The sequence below is a fragment of the Rhodoferax sp. genome (assembly GCF_025354435.1).
Taxonomy (GTDB): Bacteria; Pseudomonadota; Gammaproteobacteria; order Burkholderiales; family Burkholderiaceae_C; genus Rhodoferax_B.
This window is the reverse complement of the sequence record NZ_JANXMU010000016.1, coordinates 47,836-70,489: the sequence shown is the minus strand read 5'-3', so window position 1 is coordinate 70,489 and position 22,654 is coordinate 47,836. Positions and strand designations below refer to the sequence as shown.

At 60.1% G+C, this 22,654-nt stretch carries 23 protein-coding genes; 8 read left to right on the top strand and 15 right to left on the bottom strand.

Annotation, left to right across the window (positions count from 1 at the left end; genetic code table 11):
- The first annotated feature begins 40 nt into the window (after positions 1-40).
- Positions 41-1,129: a magnesium transporter CorA family protein gene (locus Q0T48_RS04325; protein WP_295952918.1), complete on the top strand. Its 1,089-nt coding sequence runs from the start codon at positions 41-43 to the stop codon at positions 1,127-1,129.
- A 55-nt stretch (positions 1,130-1,184) separates the two neighbouring features.
- On the opposite strand, the gene Q0T48_RS04320 is transcribed toward Q0T48_RS04325, so the two are convergent.
- From Q0T48_RS04320 to Q0T48_RS04300, 5 genes are all read right to left on the bottom strand, one after another.
- Positions 1,185-1,820, bottom strand: a complete 636-nt coding sequence (locus tag Q0T48_RS04320) for an Hpt domain-containing protein (protein WP_295952915.1) — start codon at positions 1,818-1,820, stop codon at positions 1,185-1,187.
- On the bottom strand, positions 1,817-2,863 hold the full coding sequence (locus Q0T48_RS04315; RefSeq protein WP_295952912.1) for an HD domain-containing phosphohydrolase: 1,047 nt from the start codon (positions 2,861-2,863) through the stop codon (positions 1,817-1,819). The genes Q0T48_RS04320 and Q0T48_RS04315 overlap by 4 nt, the downstream gene beginning before the upstream one ends.
- Positions 2,854-6,180, bottom strand: a complete 3,327-nt coding sequence (locus Q0T48_RS04310) for a response regulator (protein ID WP_295952909.1) — start codon at positions 6,178-6,180, stop codon at positions 2,854-2,856. The genes Q0T48_RS04315 and Q0T48_RS04310 overlap by 10 nt, the downstream gene beginning before the upstream one ends.
- Before the next feature lie 4 nt (positions 6,181-6,184).
- Positions 6,185-6,334 (bottom strand): hypothetical protein, encoded by a 150-nt coding sequence (locus Q0T48_RS04305; protein WP_295952906.1) that lies wholly within the window; start codon positions 6,332-6,334, stop codon positions 6,185-6,187.
- 135 nt (positions 6,335-6,469) lie between these two features.
- Positions 6,470-6,772 (bottom strand): DUF4148 domain-containing protein, encoded by a 303-nt coding sequence (locus Q0T48_RS04300; protein WP_295952903.1) that lies wholly within the window; start codon positions 6,770-6,772, stop codon positions 6,470-6,472.
- Positions 6,773-6,980: 208 nt separating this feature from the next.
- Here Q0T48_RS04300 and Q0T48_RS04295 point away from each other — a divergent pair, with 208 nt between their 5' ends.
- The gene (locus Q0T48_RS04295) at positions 6,981-7,886 is read left to right on the top strand and encodes a LysR family transcriptional regulator (protein ID WP_295952900.1); all 906 of its coding nucleotides are present in this window, start codon (positions 6,981-6,983) and stop codon (positions 7,884-7,886) included.
- A 15-nt stretch (positions 7,887-7,901) separates the two neighbouring features.
- On the opposite strand, the gene Q0T48_RS04290 is transcribed toward Q0T48_RS04295, so the two are convergent.
- The gene (locus Q0T48_RS04290; RefSeq protein WP_295952898.1) at positions 7,902-8,207 is read right to left on the bottom strand and encodes a DUF4148 domain-containing protein; all 306 of its coding nucleotides are present in this window, start codon (positions 8,205-8,207) and stop codon (positions 7,902-7,904) included.
- Positions 8,208-8,418: 211 nt separating this feature from the next.
- Positions 8,419-9,105: a dienelactone hydrolase family protein gene (locus tag Q0T48_RS04285; protein ID WP_295952896.1), complete on the bottom strand. Its 687-nt coding sequence runs from the start codon at positions 9,103-9,105 to the stop codon at positions 8,419-8,421.
- A gap of 85 nt (positions 9,106-9,190) precedes the next feature.
- On the opposite strand from Q0T48_RS04285, the gene Q0T48_RS04280 reads away from it, so the two are divergent.
- Together Q0T48_RS04280 and Q0T48_RS04275 are read left to right on the top strand one after the other, a co-directional pair.
- Positions 9,191-9,973 (top strand): SDR family oxidoreductase, encoded by a 783-nt coding sequence (locus Q0T48_RS04280; RefSeq protein ID WP_295952892.1) that lies wholly within the window; start codon positions 9,191-9,193, stop codon positions 9,971-9,973.
- Positions 9,974-9,984: 11 nt separating this feature from the next.
- On the top strand, positions 9,985-10,614 hold the full coding sequence (locus Q0T48_RS04275) for a MarC family protein (RefSeq protein ID WP_295952889.1): 630 nt from the start codon (positions 9,985-9,987) through the stop codon (positions 10,612-10,614).
- Between the two features lie 41 nt (positions 10,615-10,655).
- Here the strand turns inward: Q0T48_RS04275 and Q0T48_RS04270 are convergent, their stop codons facing one another.
- The 7 genes from Q0T48_RS04270 to Q0T48_RS04240 form a co-directional block, all read right to left on the bottom strand.
- The gene (locus Q0T48_RS04270) at positions 10,656-12,416 is read right to left on the bottom strand and encodes a peptidase domain-containing ABC transporter (RefSeq protein WP_295952886.1); all 1,761 of its coding nucleotides are present in this window, start codon (positions 12,414-12,416) and stop codon (positions 10,656-10,658) included.
- Between the two features lie 95 nt (positions 12,417-12,511).
- The gene (locus Q0T48_RS04265) at positions 12,512-12,958 is read right to left on the bottom strand and encodes a TraB/GumN family protein (RefSeq protein ID WP_295952883.1); all 447 of its coding nucleotides are present in this window, start codon (positions 12,956-12,958) and stop codon (positions 12,512-12,514) included.
- A gap of 71 nt (positions 12,959-13,029) precedes the next feature.
- Complete coding sequence (locus Q0T48_RS04260; protein ID WP_295952880.1) at positions 13,030-13,191, bottom strand: hypothetical protein; 162 nt, start codon at positions 13,189-13,191, stop codon at positions 13,030-13,032.
- A gap of 749 nt (positions 13,192-13,940) precedes the next feature.
- Entirely contained in the window at positions 13,941-14,321 is a 381-nt protein-coding gene (locus tag Q0T48_RS04255; RefSeq protein ID WP_295952877.1) for a putative 2OG-Fe(II) oxygenase, read from the bottom strand.
- A gap of 56 nt (positions 14,322-14,377) precedes the next feature.
- A complete protein-coding gene (locus Q0T48_RS04250; RefSeq protein WP_295952874.1) occupies positions 14,378-14,614 on the bottom strand; it encodes a hypothetical protein in 237 nt (78 codons plus the stop codon).
- An 11-nt stretch (positions 14,615-14,625) separates the two neighbouring features.
- Positions 14,626-15,849: a nucleotide disphospho-sugar-binding domain-containing protein gene (locus tag Q0T48_RS04245; RefSeq protein ID WP_295952871.1), complete on the bottom strand. Its 1,224-nt coding sequence runs from the start codon at positions 15,847-15,849 to the stop codon at positions 14,626-14,628.
- Between the two features lie 65 nt (positions 15,850-15,914).
- Positions 15,915-17,246, bottom strand: coding sequence for an HlyD family efflux transporter periplasmic adaptor subunit (locus Q0T48_RS04240; protein WP_295952868.1), 1,332 nt, complete (start codon positions 17,244-17,246; stop codon positions 15,915-15,917).
- 285 nt (positions 17,247-17,531) lie between these two features.
- Between Q0T48_RS04240 and Q0T48_RS04235 the strand changes: the two genes are divergently transcribed.
- On the top strand, positions 17,532-18,080 hold the full coding sequence (locus Q0T48_RS04235; protein ID WP_295952866.1) for a lipocalin family protein: 549 nt from the start codon (positions 17,532-17,534) through the stop codon (positions 18,078-18,080).
- Here the strand turns inward: Q0T48_RS04235 and Q0T48_RS04230 are convergent.
- The gene (locus Q0T48_RS04230; RefSeq protein WP_295952863.1) at positions 18,077-19,420 is read right to left on the bottom strand and encodes an MATE family efflux transporter; all 1,344 of its coding nucleotides are present in this window, start codon (positions 19,418-19,420) and stop codon (positions 18,077-18,079) included. The genes Q0T48_RS04235 and Q0T48_RS04230 overlap by 4 nt on opposite strands.
- A 97-nt stretch (positions 19,421-19,517) precedes the next feature.
- Between Q0T48_RS04230 and Q0T48_RS04225 the strand changes: the two genes are divergently transcribed.
- The 3 genes from Q0T48_RS04225 (at position 19,518) to Q0T48_RS04215 (ending at position 22,268) form a co-directional block, all read left to right on the top strand.
- Positions 19,518-21,374, top strand: coding sequence for a patatin-like phospholipase family protein (locus Q0T48_RS04225; RefSeq protein WP_295952860.1), 1,857 nt, complete (start codon positions 19,518-19,520; stop codon positions 21,372-21,374).
- Between the two features lie 35 nt (positions 21,375-21,409).
- Positions 21,410-21,763 carry an aminoacyl-tRNA synthetase gene (locus Q0T48_RS04220; protein ID WP_295952856.1) on the top strand — a complete coding sequence of 118 codons (354 nt, stop codon included), beginning with the start codon at positions 21,410-21,412 and terminating at the stop codon, positions 21,761-21,763.
- Between the two features lie 76 nt (positions 21,764-21,839).
- On the top strand, positions 21,840-22,268 hold the full coding sequence (locus Q0T48_RS04215) for a hypothetical protein (protein ID WP_295952853.1): 429 nt from the start codon (positions 21,840-21,842) through the stop codon (positions 22,266-22,268).
- The last annotated feature ends 386 nt before the right edge of the window (positions 22,269-22,654 follow it).

Sequence of the window (22,654 nt, the reverse complement as noted above, 5' to 3'; positions counted from 1 at the left end):
CTACCTGCGCTAGAGGTCTATTTCTTATAAATCCACCAGCATGCGTATTTTCACCATCGTCGGCACCAGCGTGGTGGAAGCCACCGCCCTGCCCACCACCCCTGTGCCCGGCGGCTTTGTCTGGATGGCCTGTGCGCGCGGGGAGTTTGAAACCCAGCTGGCGCAAATCCAGGCCACGCTGCAGCAACTGTGCGGCCACACACTGGTCGACCTGCACGTGTCGGACCTGCTGAACAAACAGTTGCCCTCGCACTACGACTACACCTCGCAGTACGACCTGCTGGTGTTCCGGCGGCTGGCGGCGGGGCATCCCGAGGCCGAATCGGGCCCGGCAGCCAAGCACAGCGGCCCGCCCATCCTGCGCCGCATTGACACCAGCCCGGTGGGGTTTGCGGTGTTCGACCAGGTGCTGCTCACCGTGCACCCCAGCGACTGCGCGGTGCGCGACAGCTATGCCGACAAGCTACTGGCGGCCACATCCACCGAGCTGCGGGCCAGCGGTGCCCGCGTGCCCACCAGCCCGGCCGACGTGATGCTGCGCATCGTCAACCTGATGGTCGATGGCTACCTGGACCTGCGCCGCGAACTCACCCGCCAGCTCGACCACTGGCAAACCGCCCTGCTGCAGCCCGGCGCGCGCTTCAGCAACTGGGGCGCACTGCTGGACGCACGGCTCACGCTGCACCAGCTGGACGATGTGTGCGAAGAGCAGCGCTCGGCCATCCAGGACTGGATCGAAGCGGTGAAAACCTGGCCCGACACCAACAGCCCCGCCGCCGCCCGCGAGCGCGAACTGCTGCAGGTGCGCAGCCGCGACGTGCTGGAGCACATCGAGCGCGTGGTGCACCACGTGCGCCGCCTGGAACAAAGCGTGGAAACCGCCGTGCAGATGCATTTCAGCGTGCAGGGCAACCGCGCCAACGACATCATGCTGACCCTGACGGTGCTGACCGCCATCTTCCTGCCCCTGAACCTGATTGCCGGCATCTTCGGCATGAACTTCGAGGTCATCCCCCTGCTGCACCGCCAGGGCGGCTTTTGGTGGGCCATGGGCGCGATGGCCGTGATCGCAGTGGGCATGGGGCTGCTGTTTTGGCGCAAGCGCTACCTCAAACGCAGCGGAAGCTGAGTTTTTCATAAAATATGCCTCTAGCGCATATTCCACCTACACAAATAGCTACTATTTAAATAGCATCCGGATGCGCCAGGCAAAACGCCACCAAGGCCACATCCAGCCGCCCCAGTTGGGCGCGCAGAGTGGCAACCTGGGCCTGGTAGGCGGGGGTGGCGCACTGGGCGCTGTCGACTTCCAGGGCTTGGGCGCGGCGGACCAGCGGGGTGGCGTGGAAGTTGGCGACCAGGCCTTTGAGGGTGTGGGCGATGCGGTGGGCGGTGGGGGCATCGGCGGCGTGCGTGGCGGCTTCCAGTGCGTCCAGTTGCAGGGGCCAATCGCGCATGAACATGGGCGCGACCACGCCAACGATCCAGGGGTCGGCCTGGAGCAGGGCTTGGGCGTAGTCGAAGGCCTGGGCGTCCAGGGCGGCGCGCAACTCGGCCGGGTGCACGGGCTTCCAAAGCAGCGTGTGCAAACCGGCAGCCTGGCAGCGCTCGGCGGTGCCGGGGTGGTCAAAACTGGCCAGGCCCAGCGCCGGGCGCATGGGGTGGGCCAGCACGGTATCGGCATCTCCGTCCAAATCCAGCAGCGCCAGGTCGGCCGGGCCATCGCCCTCCAGCACCTGGTGGCCCCAGCCCAGCAGCAGGGCGCGCAGCACCGCATCGTGGCCCGGCGTGGCGCGGGTGCCGACCAGCAAGATGTTCATGGCGCTGGCGCGGGGTCGTCCAGCCGGGCCTTGGTGGCCAGCACGGCTTCTAGCTGGGCCATGAAGGCATCGACGCACATGGGGTCAAAGTGGCTGCCGGATCCGTCGCGCAGCAGCTGCAGGGCGCGCTCCACCGGCCAGGCGGCTTTGTAGGGGCGGGCACTGGTGAGCGCGTCAAACACGTCGGCCACGGCCACGATGCGGCCCGCCAGCGGAATCATGTCGCCCGCCAGCCCGGCGGGGTAGCCGCTGCCGTCGAACTTTTCGTGGTGCGAAATAGCGATGGTGGCGGCCATTTGCATCAGCTGGGAGCGGCCCACCACCAGCGCCTGGTGGCCGATGCTGCTGTGGGTTTTCATAATCTCGAACTCGGCCACGTCGAGCCGCCCGGGCTTGAGCAAGATGCTGTCGGGGATACCGACCTTGCCCACGTCGTGCAGCGGCGCGGCATCGAACAGCAGCTGCTGCGCTTCGGGGGGCAAGCCCAGGTGCTGGGCGATGAGCAGCGAATAGTGGGCCATACGCTGGGTGTGCAGGCCGGTTTCGGGGTCGCGGTATTCGGCGATGCGGGAGATGCAGGCAATGGTTTCGCGGTCGCGCAAGCGCAGCTCGGCGGTGGCTTTGGCGACTTCTTCCTGCAGCCACTGGGCGCGGTCGGCCAGCCGGGTCTGGCTGCGGCGCAGGGCCAGCATATTGCGGGTACGGGCAAAAAATTCGGTACGGTCCAGCGGTTTAGACAAAAAGTCGTTGGCCCCGGCTTCCAGAGCCTGCACCCGCACGGCACGCTCGTCGCTGGCGGTGACCATCAGCACGGGGATGTCTTCGCGCCCCGGAATGGCACGGAACTGGCGGATCAGGCTGATGCCGTCGAGCACCGGCATCAGGTAGTCCACCAGCAGCAGGTCGGGCACGGTGGTCTGGCAAAACGCCAGCGCTTCCACAGGCAGTAAAAAACAGTGCACGCGGCAACCGCCCACCTGGTCCATCAGGCGGTTGAGCAGCATCAGGTTGATGTCTACGTCGTCCACGATCACTACATCCATGCCGCACTCCCAGTTGTCGTCCACGCCAAAACGGCACTCTCCAGGCGCAGCGCCAACGCATCCCATTCTGGCCCGGGTTCGGGCCAGGTGCCGGGTGGACTGTCAAGGGTATCGCGCCACGCCCGCGCCTGCTGGGCCAGGGCCTCGCCGCCTACGGCATCGGCTGCGCGGCCCAAGGCCTCCAGCTGCACGCGGGTTTCGGCGCTACGGCGGGCTTGCAGGGCTTGGCGCAGGGCGGACAAGGTGTGTTGCAAGTCGGCCAGCAAGCCAAGCAGCAAAGGTGCCACCCGCGCTAAGTCGTCCCCATAGTATCGGCCCAGCAATGCCGGGCTGAAATCTTCGGGCGGCGCAGCCGCAGGAGGCGGCTCCTGCAGTGCCGCCGCGCCCGAACGCAGGTTGCGCCAGCGCTGTACCGCCGCGCGCAGGGCCGGGGCATCGATGGGTTTGCTGACGTGCTCGTCCATGCCCGCGGCGATGGCGGTGGCGCGGTCGCCCACCATGGCATTGGCGGTGAGGGCGATGATGGGCACGCCGCGGTGGCGCTCCCCGGCTTCACCAGCACGGATGCGGCGGGTGGCTTCGTAGCCGTCCATTTCGGGCATGTGGCAGTCCATCAACACCACGTCGAATGCGTGCTGGCGCAGCAGGGCCAGGGCCTCGCCACCGTGCAAGGCGGTGTGCACCTGGTGACCCCATTTGTCCAGCAGGGCCAGCACCAGCCGCTGGTTGGTGGGGTTGTCTTCCACCACCAGCACACGGGCACCGGGCACGGCCTCCACCAGGGTATGGCGGGTGGCCTGCGGCGCAGCCACGGCTGCGGGCACTGGCGGAGCCCCCAGGGACGGCAGGGTTTGCATGCAGCGCAGCAACTGCGCACCCTTGATGGGCTTGGTCAAAAATGCGGCAAACCCGGCCGCGGTGAGGCGGGCCGCATCGCCACGCCGGGCCACCGAGGTGAGCATGACCAGCGGCACCGCGGCCCACCGCGGGTCGGCCTGCATCCAGCGGCCCAGGGCTTCGCCGTCCATGCCGGGCATGCGCATGTCCAGAATCGCCACGTGCAGCCTGCGGCCGGCGGCGTGCTCGGCGGCCAGGATGTGCTGGGCCTGCAGGCCGTCTTCGGCGGTCACGGCCTGCATGCCCCAGTTGTGCAGCAACAGCTCCAGCAGGCGGCGGTTGGTGGCGTTGTCGTCCACCACCAGGGCGCGCAGGCCGCCGACCACTTGGGCGGGGTACTCCATGCCTTCCACGCGGGGCACCAGCGGTGCACCCAGCGGCAGCTCGAACCAGAACACCGAGCCCTGGCCCAGTACGCTGCGGGCCCCGATGGTGCCGCCCATGCGCTCGACCAGTTGCTTGGAAATCGCCAGGCCCAGCCCGGTACCGCCGTACTGGCGGGTGGTGGATGCGTCGGCCTGCGTGAAGGGGGTGAACAGCTGGGCCAGCTTGTCGGCGGCGATGCCGATGCCGGTGTCGCGCACTTCGCAGTGCAGCACCAGCTCGCTGCCCTGGTCGGCCACCAGGGCCAGGTCGATGGTGACCTCGCCCTGGTGGGTGAACTTGGCAGCGTTGCCCGCCAGGTTCAGCAGCACCTGGCGCAGGCGGCCAGGGTCGCCGCGCACGTGCGAGGGCACCTGCGGCTGCGACACCCAAGCGCACTCCACCGGCTTGGTGCCGATGCGCATGGCCACCACGTCGGCCACTTCGTCCATCAGGCTGCGCAAGTTGAAGTCCAGCGTCTCCAGCTCCAGCTTGCCGGCTTCGATCTTGGAGTAGTCGAGGATGTCGTTGATGATGCGCAGCAGGGCTTCACCGCTGTTGCGCACGGTTTCGGCGTATTCGCGCTGCTCGTCGTTGAGCGGGGTGTCCAGCAACAGGCCGGTCATGCCCAGCACGCCGTTCATGGGGGTACGGATTTCGTGGCTCATGGTGGCCAGAAAGTCGCTCTTGGCCTTGCTGGCCTCTTCGGCGATCTGCCGCGCCAGCGACGATTCGTACAAGGCCAGCTCGGCCGCCCGCATGCCGCCTTGGGCCAGCAGCGCGCGGATGCCGTAGGCGATATTGTTGGCCGCCTCGCCGAGCAGGCGCACTTCGTCTTCAGAGAAGCTGTCGGTATCCATGGAGTAGGCGTAAATCGAGCCCCACACCTGCTCGGTGCCGTGCAGCGGCAGGCACAGCATGGAGCGCACACCCAGGCTGCGGGCGGCACCGGGCGTGTCGAGCACGCGCGGGTCGGTTTGCACGTCGGGCACCAACACCGGTGCGCCTTCGGCAATGCTGCGGCCCATGGCCCCGAAGTCGGGCGCGGCCGGGTCCCAGCTGTGGCTGAGGTCAAACATGCCTGCCGCCAGGCTGCCATGGCCCGCCACCAGGGTGACGGTTTTGCGGGCATCCGACTCGGCACGGCCAATGCAGACGGTGAGGTAGCCGCCAATCTCGACCATCTGGCGGCACACGGCATCCAGCAGCTCCTGCAGCCCGGTGGCCTTGGCCACGGCCAGGTTGGTGGCGCTGGTGAGGGTGAGGGCGCGGTTCAAACTTTGCAGGCGGGCATCAGCCTGCTTGCGGGCAGTGGCATCGCGGGCCACGATGATGACCCCTTCGATCTCGCCCTGGGCATTGCGCTGGGGCATGTAGCGCGAGATGGCGAAAAACTTCGGCCTGCCGTCACGCCCGGGCGAAGCCAGTTCCAACTGCCCTTCGCGGCCCGTAGACAGCACCTGCGCCACCAGGGCCTCGTGCTGCAGGCGGTCGTCGTTACTGAGCGTGGTGACCGCATCGTCCAGCACATCGATATGCGGGCCCAGCACGCCGCGGTACAGGCGCTGCATGGCCGGGTTCATGTAGACCCGGTGGCCTTGCGCATCCAGGCACAGAATCAAATCGGTGATGTTTTCGGCCAGACCGCGGAATTGCTGCTCGCTGTCGGTCATACGTTTTTCAAGGGCCTTGCGCTGGGTGATGTCGATGGCCACACCCACCGTGCAACCCTGGACCGGGCCATGGCGCACAGGCATCTTGAAAATATCGACCCACGGCGCATCGGGCGACACGCCTTGCTGCTCCTCAACGTGGCAAGCCTCCCCAGAGTCCATGACTTGCACATCGTCGTCGCGAAACCGCTGGGCCAGGGCCGCGGGCCACAGGGCAAAGTCGGTCTTGCCCACCGCTGCATCGGGGTGGCGCAGGTGCAGCCGCGCCACATACGCCTGGTTGACCACCAGGTTCACGCCCTGCTCATCCTTGAGCCACACCGGGAACGGCAAGCTGTCGAGCACGGTGCGCTGCTGCTGGCATTGCAGATCGGCGGCCGCCAAGGCATCAGCGGCAGACCGTGCGGCGCGGCGCAGTAGCCGCGTGCCCGCCCACCGCCTGCAACATGCCGGGCGGCTGCAGCAACCAACTGGCTGTCAATGTGGCTGCGCACAGCCCCCAGGGGGCCCATTCCAGCTTTGCAATATCTATTGCCATGGTGAGTCCCTAAAACCACGCACAAAACATCGCCCGGCCACAGCGCAATAAACGCGGTGGCCGGGCGATGCGTCAACCCGGTTTTAACATGGTGCGCCAGGGATGTGGCGTAGCGGCGGTATGCCGCGCTACGGTTTACCCGTGGACCACTGGCATGGTGCCGTCTTTTTCTGCCTGGATCAGCTCAGCACGCACTTGGGCGCGGGTTTTGGCCGAGCCGGTGGCGGTAATGACAGGGTAGTCGTTGTCATTGACAGCAGCCAGGCTGCCGTCTTTTTGGGCGGCCAACAGTTCGGCCTTGACCTGGGCGCGGGTCACCGTGCTGGGGGAGCTGGCGACCTGGGAGTATTCGCGGTCATACGAATCAGCAAATGCGCTGGTGGCAGCCACAGAGGCCAGGGCGATCATGGAAGCAGCTACAAATTTGGTCGTGTTCATGGTTATTCCTTAAAGTTAAAACAGTTCAGCCGGACCAGGAACCCTCGGCGGGGACAGCGACTCTCAGCGTGTTAGCGGGACTGCTGGCGGCACCGGAGCCTGGTTCACAGGGTTTCTTACCTTGCCCTAATTCAGAATGCATGCATGAAACTAAGTTTCAGCTTTATGACAACCTAAACGGAACCAGGCTGTTTCGGTCTTGGAAACAATGGATACCCTCGAACTCATCCGCACCTTCCGCGAAATCGCCGCCCGCGGCGGTTTTTCACTGGCCGCCAAGACCCTGGACGTGTCCAAAGCCAATGTGAGCAAGCACGTCGCCGAGCTGGAGTCGCGCCTGGGCACGCGCCTGCTCAACCGCAGCACCCGTACCGTCAGCCTGACCGACGCAGGCGGCCTGTTGCTGGAGCGCAGCAAGCCCTTGCTGGAAATGATGGCGCTGACCCGCGAGGAGCTGCAGCACCGCTCACAAGAGCCCAGCGGCCGCCTGCGCATGACCGCGCCGCAAGGCATTGGCAGCGTGGAGCTGCCGGCCCTGCTGGCCGACTTCATGCGCCGCTACCCCGAAGTGCACATCAGCCTGGACCTGAGCAACCGCGTGCTCGACATGGTGGAAGAAGGGCTGGACCTGGCACTGCGCGTGGGCACCGCACCCAATGAAAACCTGATTGCGCGCAAGCTGCGCCTGATTGACGTGGTGGTCTGCGCCAGCCCCGGTTACTGGCAAGCACGCGGCGTACCCCAGCACCCGGACGAATTGGTCGAACACGATGCCGTCACGCTGTCGATGCACGGCATGCATCCCGAATGGCGCTTCAAAGTGAACGGCAAGGCGCACAACGTGGCGGTGCGCAGCCGCATGGACGCAACCGACCCGGTACCGCTGGTGCACATGGCCTTGCACGGCCTGGGCATTGCCCGCGTGCCGCGCCTGCTGGTGCAGGCGCAGCTGGACAGTGGGGCCCTGGTGTCCGTGCTGGAAGATTTCCGCGCCAACGACGTGTGGCTGTACGCCGCCTACACCCAGCGCCGCCACAACAGCGCGGCCCTGAAGGCCTTGCTGGCGTTTATGGAAGCGCGCTGGAAGGTGACGGCAGACAAGGCCCCCGGTTAGGGGCCTGCGGGGTTGTTAGCCGTGGACCTTGGGAATGCTGCCGTCCTTCTGGGCTTTCACCAGTTCGGCCCGCACCTGGCCTACGGTTTTGCCCGGGTGCGTATTGACGATGACCGGGTATTTTTTATCGTCCTGGATCAACGACAACGAGCCGTCTTGGTAGGCCCGTGCCAGCTCGGCCTGGACGTGCGCGCGGGTCACCGTGCTGGCTACCGCAGGGCTGGCCGGAGTGCTGCGGCCATAAGAGTCCGCAAAGGCATTGCCCGTGGCCACGGAGGCCAGGGCAATCAACGAAGAGGCTAAAAGTTGGGTGGTACGCATGGTGGTGTCTTTCAAAGTCAGTTCATAAACAATCGCAGCAGGAACCCCTGGCGCGGCCGTGGTGGCTGCGCTGGAGGCTGGGCACCAGGCTGATCGCCCTGCCCTTCCTGTGTGGAATAGATCGGTATGGATGACGGGCTTTAAATAGCGCCCCACGGAACCACTGTGTTGCGGCAACCGCAACAATCGCTGGCCGCGGCCAGCGTACCGGTCAGCCCAGGTTCTCGGCAAAAAACGCCAGCGAGCGCTCCAGCGCCAACGCGGCTGCTGGTGCGTCATAGGCTCCGCGCTGGTCGCAGTTGAAGCCGTGGTCGGCCGGGTACAAGCGCACATCCACCGCCAGGTGGGCCTGGGCAAAGGCACGCACCGTGTCCAACGCGATGCCGTGGTCGCGCTCGCCAAAATGCGACAGCACCGGCACCCGGGGCGTGCGGGCCACTTCGACTGCCGCCGTCATGCCACCGCCGTAGTAGGTCACCGCAGCCGCCAGGCCCTGCACCAAGCAGGCCGCGCGCCAGCTCAGCAGGCCGCCCCAGCAGTAACCCACCGTGCCGACCTTGCCCGCCTGGGCCGCGGCGTAGGCCACGGCGGCCTGCACATCCAGCATCAGGGTGGGCACGCCCAGCGCCTCGGCAGCGGCTTTCAGGGCGATACCGGCCTGCACATCGTCTGCCGTGTAGCCCAAATCCACACCCGACTGCACGCGGCGGAACATGGCCGGGGCCACGGCCAGATAGCCTGCGGCCGCATAGCCATCGGCCACCGAACGGATGTGGCTGTTGATGCCAAAAATCTCCTGGATGACCACCACCGCGCCCTTGGGTGTGCCGCTGGGTTGGGCCACGTAGGCGGGCAGAACAAAGCCGTCGGCGGCGGTCAGGTCGATGAAAGAGGACATGGGGGGAAGCTCCAGAATAGTGGGGAAACGCAAAGGGAGTGGCATCGTACTGGTGTCGTTCCCACCCCACACATCTCCATTCTGTATGACCCCATCTTCTGCATTGCCCGTGCTGCTCGTCACTGGTGGCGGGCGCGGCATCGGTGCCGCCACGGCTCGGCTGGCCGCCCAGCGCGGCTATGCCGTAGCCGTCAACTACGCCCACAACGCTCTGGCTGCCGAAGCGCTGGTGGCCGAGATCCGGGCCCAAGGCGGCCAGGCCGTTGCCCTGCAGGCCGACGTGGCCGACGAGGCCCAGGTGCTGCGCCTGTTTGCCGCCGTAGACGCGCAACTCGGCCCACTGCGCGGCCTGGTCAACAACGCCGGGGTGGTGGACGTGCCGGCCCGCGTGGACAGCATGGATGCGGCCCGGCTGCAGCGCATGTTCAGCACCAACGTGGTCGGCCCGTTTCTGTGCGCCCGCGAGGCCGTGCGCCGCATGGGCAGCCAGGGCGTGCGCAACTTTGGCCCCGGCTACGGCCTGGGCGGTGCCATCGTGAACGTCTCCAGCGCCGCGTCGCGCCTGGGCTCGCCCGGCCAGTACGTGGACTACGCCGCCGCCAAAGGGGCCATCGACACCATGACCATCGGGCTGGCCAAAGAGGTGGCGGCAGAGGGTATCCGCGTCAACGCCGTACGCCCCGGCTTGATCGAAACCGACATCCACGCCTCGGGTGGCCTGCCCGACCGGGTGCGCGACCTGTCCGCCACCGTACCCCTGCAGCGCGGCGGTACGGCACTGGAAGTGGCCCAGGCGATTGTCTGGCTGCTGGGCCCGGAGGCGAGTTACACCACGGGAGCGCTGGTGGATGTAAGCGGCGGACGTTAAGCTTGCTGGCTATGGACTTCAAACCCCTCATCACCCTATTGGCCATCGTCAACCCGCTGGCCATCGTGCCGTTTTTCATCCACTACACGCAGAGCTTTTCGGACGCGCAGCGCCGCCGCACCATCTGGGTGTCGTCGTTCAGTGTGTTTGTGGTGATTGCGGTGAGCGCCCTGCTGGGCCTGCAGATTCTGGAATTCTTCAATATCTCGCTGGCCAGCTTCCAGGTGGGCGGCGGCCTGCTGCTGATGACATCGTCGCTGAACATGCTCAACGCCCAGCCCGCCGAAGCCAAGTCCAATGCCACCGAGCTGCAAGATGCGTCCGAGCGCGCCGCCGTGGGTGCCAGCATTGCCGTGGTGCCGCTGGCCATTCCGCTGCTGACCGGCCCGGCCAGCATGTCCACCGTGGTGATCTACGCCGACAAGGCCAAGACCTTCTGGCAACTGGCCACCCTGGTCGGCTACGGCGTGGTGATCGGCCTGGCCACCGCCCTGTGCTTCGCCCTGGCCGGCCCGATCGCCCGCGTGCTGGGCAAAACCGGCATCAACGTGATGACCCGCCTGATGGGCCTGATCCTGGCCGCACTGGCCGTGGAGGTGATGGCCGACGGGCTGCACAAGCTGTTTCCGATATTGGGCTGATGCTACTGTTTTGATAGCTACTAGCGCAGTTAAAATATAAGCTAAAAGCTGATTTCATGCCTAAAATCGTGCGGTAAAGACACCGCAGAAGCACGTAGCTCGCGTACCTGTCCGTCTAGCAGCTGCACCACCCGCTGGGCACCGGCAATGGTTTCGGGCCGGTGGGCCACGACGATGCGGGTCAACGGCAATTGCGCCAGCGCCTGCGTCACACGCTGCTCGTTGCCAATGTCAAGGTGGCTGGTGGCCTCGTCCAGCGCCAGCACTTTGGGCTGTTTGTAGAGGGCGCGGGCCAACAATACCCGCTGTTTTTGGCCGCCGCTCAAGCTAGAACCCATATCGCCCACCAGCGTCTGATAACCCATGGGCATGCTGGCAATGTCGCCATGCACGGCTGCCAACTGGGCGCAGGCTTCGATGCGGGCCGGGTCGGGGCGGATGTCGAAGAAGCTGATGTTGTCGGCAATGCTGCCCGCCAGCAGCACGTCCTCTTGCATTACCGTGCCAATCAAGCGGCGGTAATTCTGCAAGCCCAGTTGCTGCACGGGCAGGCCGCCGTACAGCACTTCGCCCTCTTCCGGTGTGAGCAGCCCTAGCAGCAGCTTGGCCCCCAGCCACAACACCAGCAGGTTCTCCACACCGAAGATCAAGGTGTTGGCTGTACCGAAGCCAATGCCCATCTTGGCAGTGCGCACATCGCGGTTTTGCACCTCTACCAGCAGGTTTTGCCAGCGGGCCCGACGCTCTTGTTCGCGGCCAAACAGCTTCAACGGCTGGATGGCGCGCAAGGATTCCAGAAAATGGGTCTGCTCCCGCGCAGCCACCACCAGCCGCTCTGCGGCTGCGTCGCGAAACGGGCGGTACGCCGCCCAGCGCAGGCCGCCGTACAAGGCCACCGACACCAGCGTCACCACCGCCATCTGGGGCGAATACAGCAACATCATGCCCAGCGTAGCCAGACTCATCAGGCCGTCCAGCACCGCCTCCAGCAGGCTGGCCGTCAGTGTCCGCTGGATCGCCCCAATAGCCCCGAAGCGCGACACCACGTCGCCCAGATGCCGCCGTTCAAAAAACGCCATCGGCAAGCGCACCAGGTGGCTGAACAGGTTGCTGCTCCACTGCAAACCCAGCGACATGCCCAGCACCATGGCCAGCCAACTGCGCGCCAAACCCAGCGCCGTTTGCACCAGCAGCAGCAAGCCAAAACCGACGATGAGCACACCCAGCAAGTCCCGGTCGTAGGTGGCAATGGCTTCGTCCACCATCCACTGGTTCAGCAGCGGCGCCGCAATCGCAAACACCTGCAAGGCCAAAGCCAGTGCAAATATCTGCGCCAGCGAGCGCTTGAGCCCCAGCACCCGGCCCGTCAACGCGTCCAGGCCCACCCGAGGTGCGGCCTTGGCGGCCACAAACTGCGCGTTCAGCGTCAACTCCAGCGCCACCCCGGTGAAATGCTTGGACACCTCAGCCAGCGGCAATTTGCGTTCGCCCACCGCCGGGTCGAGGATGCGCACATGGTCGCGGCCTACTTTTGTGAGCACCACAAAGTGGTTCAGGTCCCAGTGCAGGATGCAAGGCAGTTGCAACTGCGCCAGCTCATCCAGTTCCAGCCGCAATGCCCGGCTGCTGAACTGCATTGCCCCGGCGTGCGCCATGAGTTGCGGCAAGGTGGCGCCTTTGAGAGAGACGACAAAGCGACGGCGCAAGGTGTCCAGATCGACATGGAACTTGTGCGCCGCGCTCACCATGGCCAAGCAGGCAAGACCACACTCACAGGCTTCAGATTGAAGGATGGAGCGCATTAAAACATCTTAATTTATATAATGTTTTATTATAGAAATACAACATTTCAATAATTTAATCACTCACACAATCGTTTCATTTGATACCCCTTTTTTTACATTAAAGAAACCACGCTGTCATCACCAGCCAAATGCGCGGCACCAAGAGCTATAAAAAAAGGAGATTTATCAGATTTTAATGCAATTTGCGATATCTTTAAAGTCAAACTCGGACTCCTATTTACCCCAATTTTTTTGTTGTATTCATTAAAATATAAATTTGAAAACTCAACAATACCGACTTCGTCGCCGTTGGCAACCGCTTTGAGTACTGAAAAAATGTCAGCATAATATTTTTCAGAATTTTCTCTATTTTTAATTAAATATAAGACTTTTCGAATAAATTTCGCATATATTTCCGGCGACACAGTAAGAAAAAATAAAATTTGATCTTCGGGTGTTTCTATAAATTTTAATTTTTTATTAAAAAATAAGGAAGCTATTCTTATTTCGACATCTAATCTATAATCCATTCGACCAAATTTACTACGCGCATCTGGCATTTTCGACTTCAAAAAAATAATACCGACTCGGCATCCAATTTTAGCAAATTAAAATTAAGATCTTTATTTTCTCAAAATATTTCTGAACTTATAAAATTCAACTCTTGAGCAGTTAAATATTGTTCAACAAATTTCATAGGCATAATTTTTTCTGCGGCAACCAAATATTCATTTATTGCCAACTGATCTGCTTCTATGTAGACAGATTCGGCATTTAAAAAATACTTCTTCACACATTCACTTAAATGTATCAAAGCATTATTTATTGAGTCGTGTGGACTACCAAATAAATATCCAATTGACTTATTTTTTTCGAAATTTCATAAATATATTTTGCCTGTAAAGACACTGGAACCTGAGCATTAACTACGTACGAAAAAAATATTAACAATAAAACAAAATTCGAATAAATAATTTGATTTATAAAATATTCATTATTCGACAAATAAAATATTTTTTAAATTATTTTATTAATAGATTTAAGCATTATTTGCAAGAGTAATTTATAGAGTAAATATTTAAATCAAACACCTCTATTATTTACAAGGGAAATAATAGAGGCAAATTTTTATTGAAGAGACTTAATCTCTACCAAACATTAATAGCTATGGTTTCCACCAGAAGCATTACCATTTGGCCCACTTGAACTGCCAGAAGAATTTCCGCCTGGGGTTCCATAGACACCATAATTATTAGAACTAGCCATCATAAATAGTGCTGCCACTACAGAAGTATCCGCACCTGAGAAAGCAGCTTGTAGTGCAGGACCATAACTAAAAGGTCGCTCATAACCATTACCGCCACCCGAAACCAATCCTAACTCACAAGAAATTAATTTATTTATTTTATTTTTAACTTAACGATCCGAAATTGTGGTCAGATTTTCCACTTTTAGTATGTAGTTAATTTAAAATAAATTATTTCTACAAACACTAAAATATTAAATAATATTCAAATAGATAAACAAAATCCTGCTATTTAATCAAGTGATATTTTCTTCGCATAATTTTAAAAATGGTAGGTAAAGTGAATTTATTTCATTTTCTGAAAAGTCAATTGCTAAAGAAATTCTATTCGCTTCAGCTTCATATGGTGGCATATAATGAAAAATCTTCGATGAATGAAGCACTAAATTACCACTAACAAAAGGACGAGTAACCTGTATTGATTGGTTTCTATTTTTAGGAAAAAGGTAGCTTGTGTCCCCGGTTTCCTTTAAAAATGGGCCAGAAATATATAGAACACCCGAAACAATACCATTCTTGTGATTATGCGGAAGAATTCCACTTCCTTTTCTATAAATATTACCCCATGTTTTAAAAAAACCAAGAGATTTACTTATATTAAATTCTTTGCAATACATGTTTACGCAATGTAGTATGTGTGATCTTAACAAGCGAAACTCTGGATATGGAAAAATTATAATATTGACAAACTGAAAATACCAAGTGAGTCCTTTGTACGGAGAATTTTTGTCTGGTAAGCCATATATTTCCGGCAATTTTTTTCTAATTCAATAAATATTTTTTCCAACTCTTTTGTTACATGACTTAAAATTTTTAAATCAAATACTGCAAATGCATGTCCTCCAACAATTTCCGAAAGATTGTTCATATGAATACAATCAGTTGGTCGAATATTATTTTCTGTATTCATATAATTTAATTTTATTTAGATACTTCTGAAATCATTTTCACAACAAAATTCACTGCCTTCTCTTGAGAAAAATCACAATATTTCCGTTGAAATTTTCGCGCATTATTTTGATAAGAAATATCCTCAAGTACTGAATTTAAATTTTTAATAAAATCAGCTCTAGTACTTGATTCATCTAACCAAATACCTGCCCCCATCTTGCTCACTTGGCTCGCAGTTGATTTTTGTTCACTGTAATGAGGAACCAACAACATTGGAACTCCCGCAAGCAAAGTATTCGCAACTGTTCCGGCACCAGCGTAATTTACGACCAAATCCAAATTTGGAAGCAATGCTGAAAGCACTTGACTTTCATTGGAAATAAAGAATCTATCGTTTTTCATTTCATTTTGTTCATCTGTAATATTAGGAATAAAACACAAAATATCTGCATTTAATTCAGACAAGGCAATTAAAATATTGTTAATTCCTTTTACAAAATTTCTGAGATAAACAAATATTTTTGGCCGAGTGTTTGGAAAATTTTGTATATTGACAGGCCAGTCGAAAAATTTTGATCCAGATATATCAAATTCAATATGACCGATATGTGGCAATTCATCCCGGGGAAATCCAATTGCGGAGTAATGCTCTAATTCCGAAAATGTTGTAAGAGCAATAGGGATATTCTTATAAAGGTCGGCCAAGCAATTTAATGGTTCCTGCTTGATCATAGATAAAATTGAATTAAATGTATTCAATACACAAGATTCTGCTTTAAATATGCGATCTTCATCTACATTTTGGTCGGTAATTCTCCACGGAGATGGTGTGACAAAAGGAGGCATTTCAAATCCGGCTCCAATGGCAACAACCGGTATTTTTGTAATACGGGCAGCCAACAACGCAATCGGCGCATAATCAAGAATAATTACTTTTGGATTTAGCACGTAGGGTAAATTTATCCAGCCTTCGAGTACTCCAAGTAAATTTCCAACATCTGCGTACCCCAATCTAAATAGCATCTCTCCATAACTTGCCGTCTCCGGAAGATTCGGATTATTAAAATATAAAGATAATGGAGCTTGAAAATAACCAAATAAATTTTTTTGAAGTAATTGCGCAGAAATACGCAAATTTCTACAAACAAAATTGATATCATATCCAACACTCCTCAAAGCTTTAGCTATTGGTATATTCCTAGAAAGATGTCCAAAATTATCACCAAGCTCCCATACAAACAATATTTTGTCCATTTAAATATTAAATCTCATTTAACAGGGTTTTTATATTTCTAATATTTACAGTTGTCGGCCATTCATCAAGGCTGTTTTGGCGGCGTATTCAGTAAGCTGAGTTGTGTTCGCGTTGTCAATAACGGCTCCAGTACCCACTCCCATACTTTTCGCCGTTCTTGCAGCACGTCACCGTCTAAGGTCAAGCCAGCCTTTAAAACCACGACCTTTCCATGGCTTTGGATGGTTTGTTCATCTAGTTGCACCCGGATGCGGTGCAGCGCCTCGGTGCTGCCCGCCTGGGCCATGAGTTGCTGGGACAGGTTGGGCGGCAACTCGTTGGCGGCAAACGGGGTGGCGGATACCGAGGTGATGCGCCCGGTGTGCAGGCCAAACTTTTGGTAGGGGTAGGCGGCGTAGCGCAGGTAGACCGACTGGCCTGCCTGCACAAAACCGGCGGTGCGGCTAGGGGCGTAGAGCTGGGCTTCCACGCTGGGCGTGTCAGCACTTATTTGCTCGGGCACCAGGGTTGCCACGGTTTGACCTGCTTGCACAGCTTGGCCGGGTTGCAGGTTCAGGGCGGTTACGCGGTAGCGGGTACCAGGCGCACTGGGGGCGGTCAGTACGGCGGTTTGGCGGGCGGCGTTTTCGCTGGCTTCCTGGCGCAGACTGGACTGGCTGCGGGCCAGCTGCGCCTCGTCGGTATCCAGCTGGGCTTTCAGGGTTTGCTGCTCACCGGCCAGGGTTTGGCGGTCTTGCTGCAAGGCCAAACGGGTGCGCTCCAGCGACTGCAAACGGCCACGGGCATCAAGCTGGTCCTCCAGCTTGCCTTGCACCTGGATGTCGGACATAAAGCCCTCTGCGGCCAACTGCTGGTAGCGCTGCACACTGGTCTGGCTGAGGGCGACACGGCGTTCCAGCAGGATGATTTCGTTGGCGGCCTGGCGCAACTGGGCATCCAGTGTGCGGATGAGGTCGGTGAGCACCTGGCTGCGCTGCTGGGCCAGTAGCTGGCGCAGGCTGCGCTCCTGGTCCAGGCTGTGCTGGCGGGCGGTAATTTGCTCGGCCACCTGGGCACTGGTGTTGCCCACACCGGAGCCTTGCACGCTTTGCCGCTCGGTATTGAGCACTAGCAGCACGGCTCCGGCGGCAATGGTTTGGCCCTCGGCCACCCGGCGTTCGGCGATCACGCCGCTCTGGGGCGCACTGATGTTCAAGCTGCCGCCCGTGGGCACCAGCACGCCCGTCACCCGTACTTTGCGGGTCACGCTACCCCATGCAGCAAAGGCCACCAGCAGCCCGCCCAGAACCAGCGCCACACCCGCCACCACCGTGTAGCGGATGGGGTGGCTGATACGCACCACGCCCAGCCATTGGGCGGACTGGGCTTGCTGGACCTCGGGGCGAAATAGCGGCAAAAGCAGGACTCCCAACCAACCGCTGGCTGCAAAATGGCCCGCGTGTTCAGATGGAATCATCTTCTACACGCCGTCAGAAAATTTGTGACGTAGGACCCAAATTGAATTTACAGAGAAACTGAATGTTTCTTGAAATAGATTTTTACGGTCTATTTGTGAGGAAGTATTTCTAGATAGCGAACTTATGGTGAGCTACTTCTATCTTTCTATGAGCCATAACAGCAACCCGCTGTCGTGCTGGCCAAAAGTTGTACTCTTGGGCACTAAGTACTGCCTGACCACACCATGACCCACGCCGTCTCCCACATCCGTCGCGCCAGCCTGTGCGCTCTGCTGCTCGCCCTGGGCGGCTGCTCCACCTCGCTGCCCGAGGGCATCACGGCGGTGACGCCCTTCGATGCCACGCGCTATGCGGGTAAGTGGTTTGAGATTGCCCGGCTGGACCATTCGTTTGAACGTGGGCTGGACAATGTGAGCGCCCGCTACACGCTGCAGCCGGACGGCAGCGTGCAGGTTATCAACCGGGGCTTCAGCCGCGAGAAGAACACCTGGAAAGAAGCCGAGGGCATAGCCAAGTTCACCGGCGACCCGCGTACCGCATCCCTCAAGGTGTCGTTCTTCGGCCCGTTTTACGGTGGCTACCACGTGGTGGCGCTGGACCCGGCCTACCGCTGGGCGATGGTGGTGGGGGCCGACCGCAGCTACGTGTGGATTCTGGCGCGCGACAAGCAGTTGCCTGCCGAGATCCGCGCCCAGTTGCTGGCCAAGGCGCAGCAGCTAGGGCTGGCGGTGGACCAGCTGGTGTGGGTCGATCAGAGCCGTAGCGACAGCTAGGCGCGCGGCCCCATCCGCCCCACCAGCCGGAACGCCACCACCATCGCCAGCGTGCCAAAAATCGCCGTGCCGATGGCCGCCCCGGCCAGCACGCCCACCGGGCCAAACTGCGCTCCCCACCAGGCGAACGGGATGGTGCCCAGGGTGGCGCGGGCCCAGTTGAAGCCGGTGGACCACAGCGGCTTGCCCAGGTTGTTGAAGGCGGCATTGGCCACAAACAGCGCCCCGGCAAAAAAGAAGCTGGCCGCCAGCCAGGAGCAGAACATGTGGATCAGGTGCGCCGCGTCGCCGTGCGCGCTGAAGGCCCAGACCAGCGCGTTCTGCCCCAGCGCCAGCAGCAGCCAGGCGGTGCCCACGGCGATCACCATGAACAGCAGGCTGTCACGCAGGCCCTGGCGCACCCGGTCGAAATGGCCCGCACCCAGGTTTTGCGCCAGGATGGGGCCGACCGCGCCGCTCAACGCGTAAATCAGCCCGAACGCCACCGGGGTCACGCGGTCGATGATGGCCTGCCCGGCCACGGCGGACGCGCCAAACTGGGCGATGGAATGGGTCACAAACGCGGCGCTGATGGGGGTGGCCAGGTTGGTCAACACCGCCGGGCCGGCCACGCCCGCCAGCAGCTTGGCATCGCTGCCTAGGGCGGCCCGGTCCCAGCGCCCCAGCAGACCATGGCGCAGCACGCCGCGCAGGCCCACCGCCGCCAGAATGCTGCGCGACACCACCGACGTGGCCGCCGCGCCGTCCAGCCCCATGTGCAGGCCGAAAATCAAAATCGGGTCCAGCACGGCGGTTACCACCGCGGCCCCCAGCGTCACTGCCATGGCTCCGCGCGCGTCGCCCACCGAGCGCATCAGCGCCGAGCAAGCCATGCCGATGCCCAGCAGCGGCAGCGAATGCACGGTGACGCTGAGGTAGCGCACGGCCAGGCGCTCGGTCTCGCCGGTGGCGCCCAGGGCCTCTAGCAGCGGGCGCAAAAACGGCGCAGTGCCGCTGCCGATCAGTGCAGCCAGCAGCACCATCAGCAGCAGGCTGGAGGTGGCCAGGCGCTTGGCATCCACCGCACGGCCCGCACCCACCGTGCGCGCTACCACCGCGGTGATGCCGATGGTCAACCCGATGCACAGCGAGGCATGGAAGAAGCCCACCACCCCCGCAAACCCCACCGCCGCCGCAATCGACTGCTGGCCCAGCTGGGAGATGTAGAACAGGTTGATCAGATCCACGATGAACACCGCCACCAAGCCGATGGCCGAGGTGGTGGACATCACCGCCACATGCCGGAACAATGGGCCTGTAACAAAACGTGGCGAAGCCGAGGGGGAAGCAGGGGAAGTCATGGGGGCTGATAGTACAAGCCCTGTCACTATTAAAACAATAGCTACTTGCGCTAGTGCAATCTACGCAAAGTGCCGATTTCATTTAAAAAATATAGCCATGCCAAGCTTCCACTCCCGCCAGAAATCCCAAGATGCCCTGCTGGTGCGCCACCTCCAAGCCTTCTTTGGCGCGCTGGAGCCCGCGGCCATGGAACTGCTGCGGCACAGCCTGAAATGGCTGGAGATCAGCGGCGGTGACACCCTGCTGACCCAGGGCGAGGCAGGCGACGCGATGTACCTGGTGGTCAGCGGCCGACTCCGCGCCTTTGTGCAGGCCGAGGGCGGTGGCCCGCAACGGGTGGGCGACATCGTGCGCGGCCAGGTGGTGGGTGAAATGAGCCTGTACACCGGCGAGCCACGCGCCGCCACCGTGGTGGCCGTGCGCGATGCAGTGTTGGCCCGGCTGGACCGCCCGGCCTTCCAGCGCCTGCTGGCCTGCAGCACCCAGGTGTCAATGGCCTTCACCACGCAAATCATCCACAAGCTCAAAGACCGCAAACAGGCTACCCCCGCCGACAAACTGGTCACCATGGGCCTGCTGCCCATCACCACCGGCATCGACCTGCCCGACTTTGCCGCCCGGCTGGCCACCCAGCTCAAGCCCCTGGGCCGGGTGTGCGTGGTCAGCCGCCACGACATCGACCAGCGGCTGGAGCAACTGGGCCTGGGCCCCAGCGACAACACCGACAAGGAAACCCAGCGCCGCATCGCCATGCTGCTGGACCAGATCGAGGCCGAGCACGACTTTGTGCTGCTGCTGGCCGATGCCACGCCCACACCCTGGACGCAGCGCTGCTGCCGCCACTGCGACGAGCTGCTGCTGCTGGCCGACGCCACCCAGCCGCCGGTGCTGCACCCTAGCGAGGTGCAATTTTTAAGTAACCGCCCGCCGCTGACAGTGATTGCCGACATCCTGGTGCTGCTGCACCCTGCCGACCAGCCCTCGCCGCGCGGCACCGCGCTCTGGCTGGCGCGCCGCCCCGTGGCCGGGCACATCCACATCCGCCCCGATTTGTCCCGCGACATGGCCCGGCTGGCCCGCATCCAGAGCCGCACCGCCGTGGGCCTGGTGTTGGCGGGTGGCGGCGCACGCGGCCTGGCGCACCTGGGCGTGCTGCGCGCCCTGCACGAGCGCGGCATCGAGGTGGACTGGGTGGGCGGCACCAGCATCGGCGCGGTGATGGCAACGTATGCCGCGTCGGACCAGCCGCTGGACACGGTGATGGCCAACGCCCGCCGCGCCTTTGCCACCAACCCCACCGGCGACTTCAACCTGTTTCCGGTGCTGTCGCTGATCAAGGGCCTGCGCCTGAAACGCATCCTGCGCACCGCGGTGGAAGAACTGGTGGGCTTTGATGCCGACATCGAAGATTTGTGGAAAAATTTCTTCTGCGTGGCCACCAATTTCTCTACCGCCAGCGAACAGCGCCTGCAGCACGGCAACCTGGCCCACGCGCTGCTGGCCAGTACCTCTATCCCCGGCGCGCTGCCCCCGGTGGCGCACGGCGGCGACCTGCTGTGCGACGGCGGCAGCTTCAACAACTTCCCGGTGGACGTGGTGCGCAGCATGCGCGGCGTGGGCCGGGTCATCGGTGTGGACCTGAATGTGCGCACCCCGGTGCGGGTGGACTTTGACGACATGCCGGGCAGCTGGGCCTTGCTGCGCGACCGCCTGCGCCCGCTGGCCCAGCGCCGCTACCGCCTGCCGTCGCTGCCCAGCTACCTGCAGACGGTGACCATTCTCTACAGCATGTCGCGCCAGCACAGTGCCCAGCAGCAGTGCGACCTGTACTTCAACCCGCCCCTGCACCGGGTCGGCATGCTGCAGTGGCGGCGGCTGGAAAACATCGTGCAGCGCGGCTATGCACATGCCTTGCAGGTACTGGATGCCCCGCCTGACATTCCCAGTCCGTAGGCCTATAGTGTTTTCACCACGACCAGGAGCCCACCATGCGCATGACCGACGAAGAGTACTTTCGCAGTTGCGTTGCCAAAGAGCGGCAACTGGCCCATCTGCTGGGCCACCACCAGATCGAGGAATGCTATGAAACCGCGGGCACGCTGTGGGAGGGGCGCACCAAGCTGCCGCAGTGGAGCCGCAGCTGGAGCGCCTGCGGCCCGCTGCTGACGGCCCACCGCATCGCGCTGCACTTTGGGACGGACGCTGCCGGTGCCTGGGTGCAGGCGGGCAGCACCACCCAGCACTTTGCCGACCACCCCCACCCCGACCGTGCGGTGATGCTGGCCGTGGTCAAGGAAGTGGTGCGCCGGCTCGAACATCCCAAGGAACTCCGGGCGGCCTAGCGAAGCCCGCAATTGCCGGGCGTTTATGCCGCTTTGCGGTGATTCAAAACCATAGCAATCTATAAACTTTGGCGCTATGAATACACCCGACCTGCGCCAAGAATCGCCCTGGAATGCCGAGCTGATGCTGCCCCGGGTGACCGACAACCCCAAGCTGCTGGAGCTGCAGATTTTGCTCGGCGGCCTGCAACTGGTGCTGAGCCGGGTGCACCCCGCATTTGCCGCCAGCCGCTTCATCGCCACCCGGCAACTGGCCCAGCGCCTCACGCGTGGCATCGAAACCCTGAACCCGCACAAGGCCCACATGGGCAGCGTCGATCTGCAGAACGCCCTGGCCGAGACCGAAAAAGCCCTCGACCCCGGCAGCCTGATGGTGCTGCGCAAACTGCTGACCCAGTCCCTGAAGGACGAACACGACGAGGTCGACATCGGCCACGCCGACTTCACCTACAGCGACTTCATGGCCGAAGAGCAAATGCTGGCGCACCGCCAAGTAGCCCACTGACACAACGCGCACCAGAAAGGGTAAGTCCTAATACTTTTGGTGACACATCCGTATACAGTCTCCTCAACTTGCAGAGGGGCCCAGCGCTTCTCCCAGCGAGGGTCCGGGGAGACACACAGCAGAATGATCAACAAATTTATTTAGACATCCGCTACGAGATGTTTTTGAAAAGCGCCGCTTCACCCCGGCGCTTTTTCTTTTTGTGGCTCACCCCCAGGCTGCGCTTCGCTACGCCACCCCCCTTGCAGGGAGCGGCACCAGTGGTCCGGCAAAGCCGGTTCCACGGTATCTCTGGAAGGGGTGTCGTTGCCTTGGGTTTATGCTTTTTAGGCCGCTGGCGCATATGCTGCCTTCGGTGACAGCTCCTAAACCCATAGCGCTTTGGA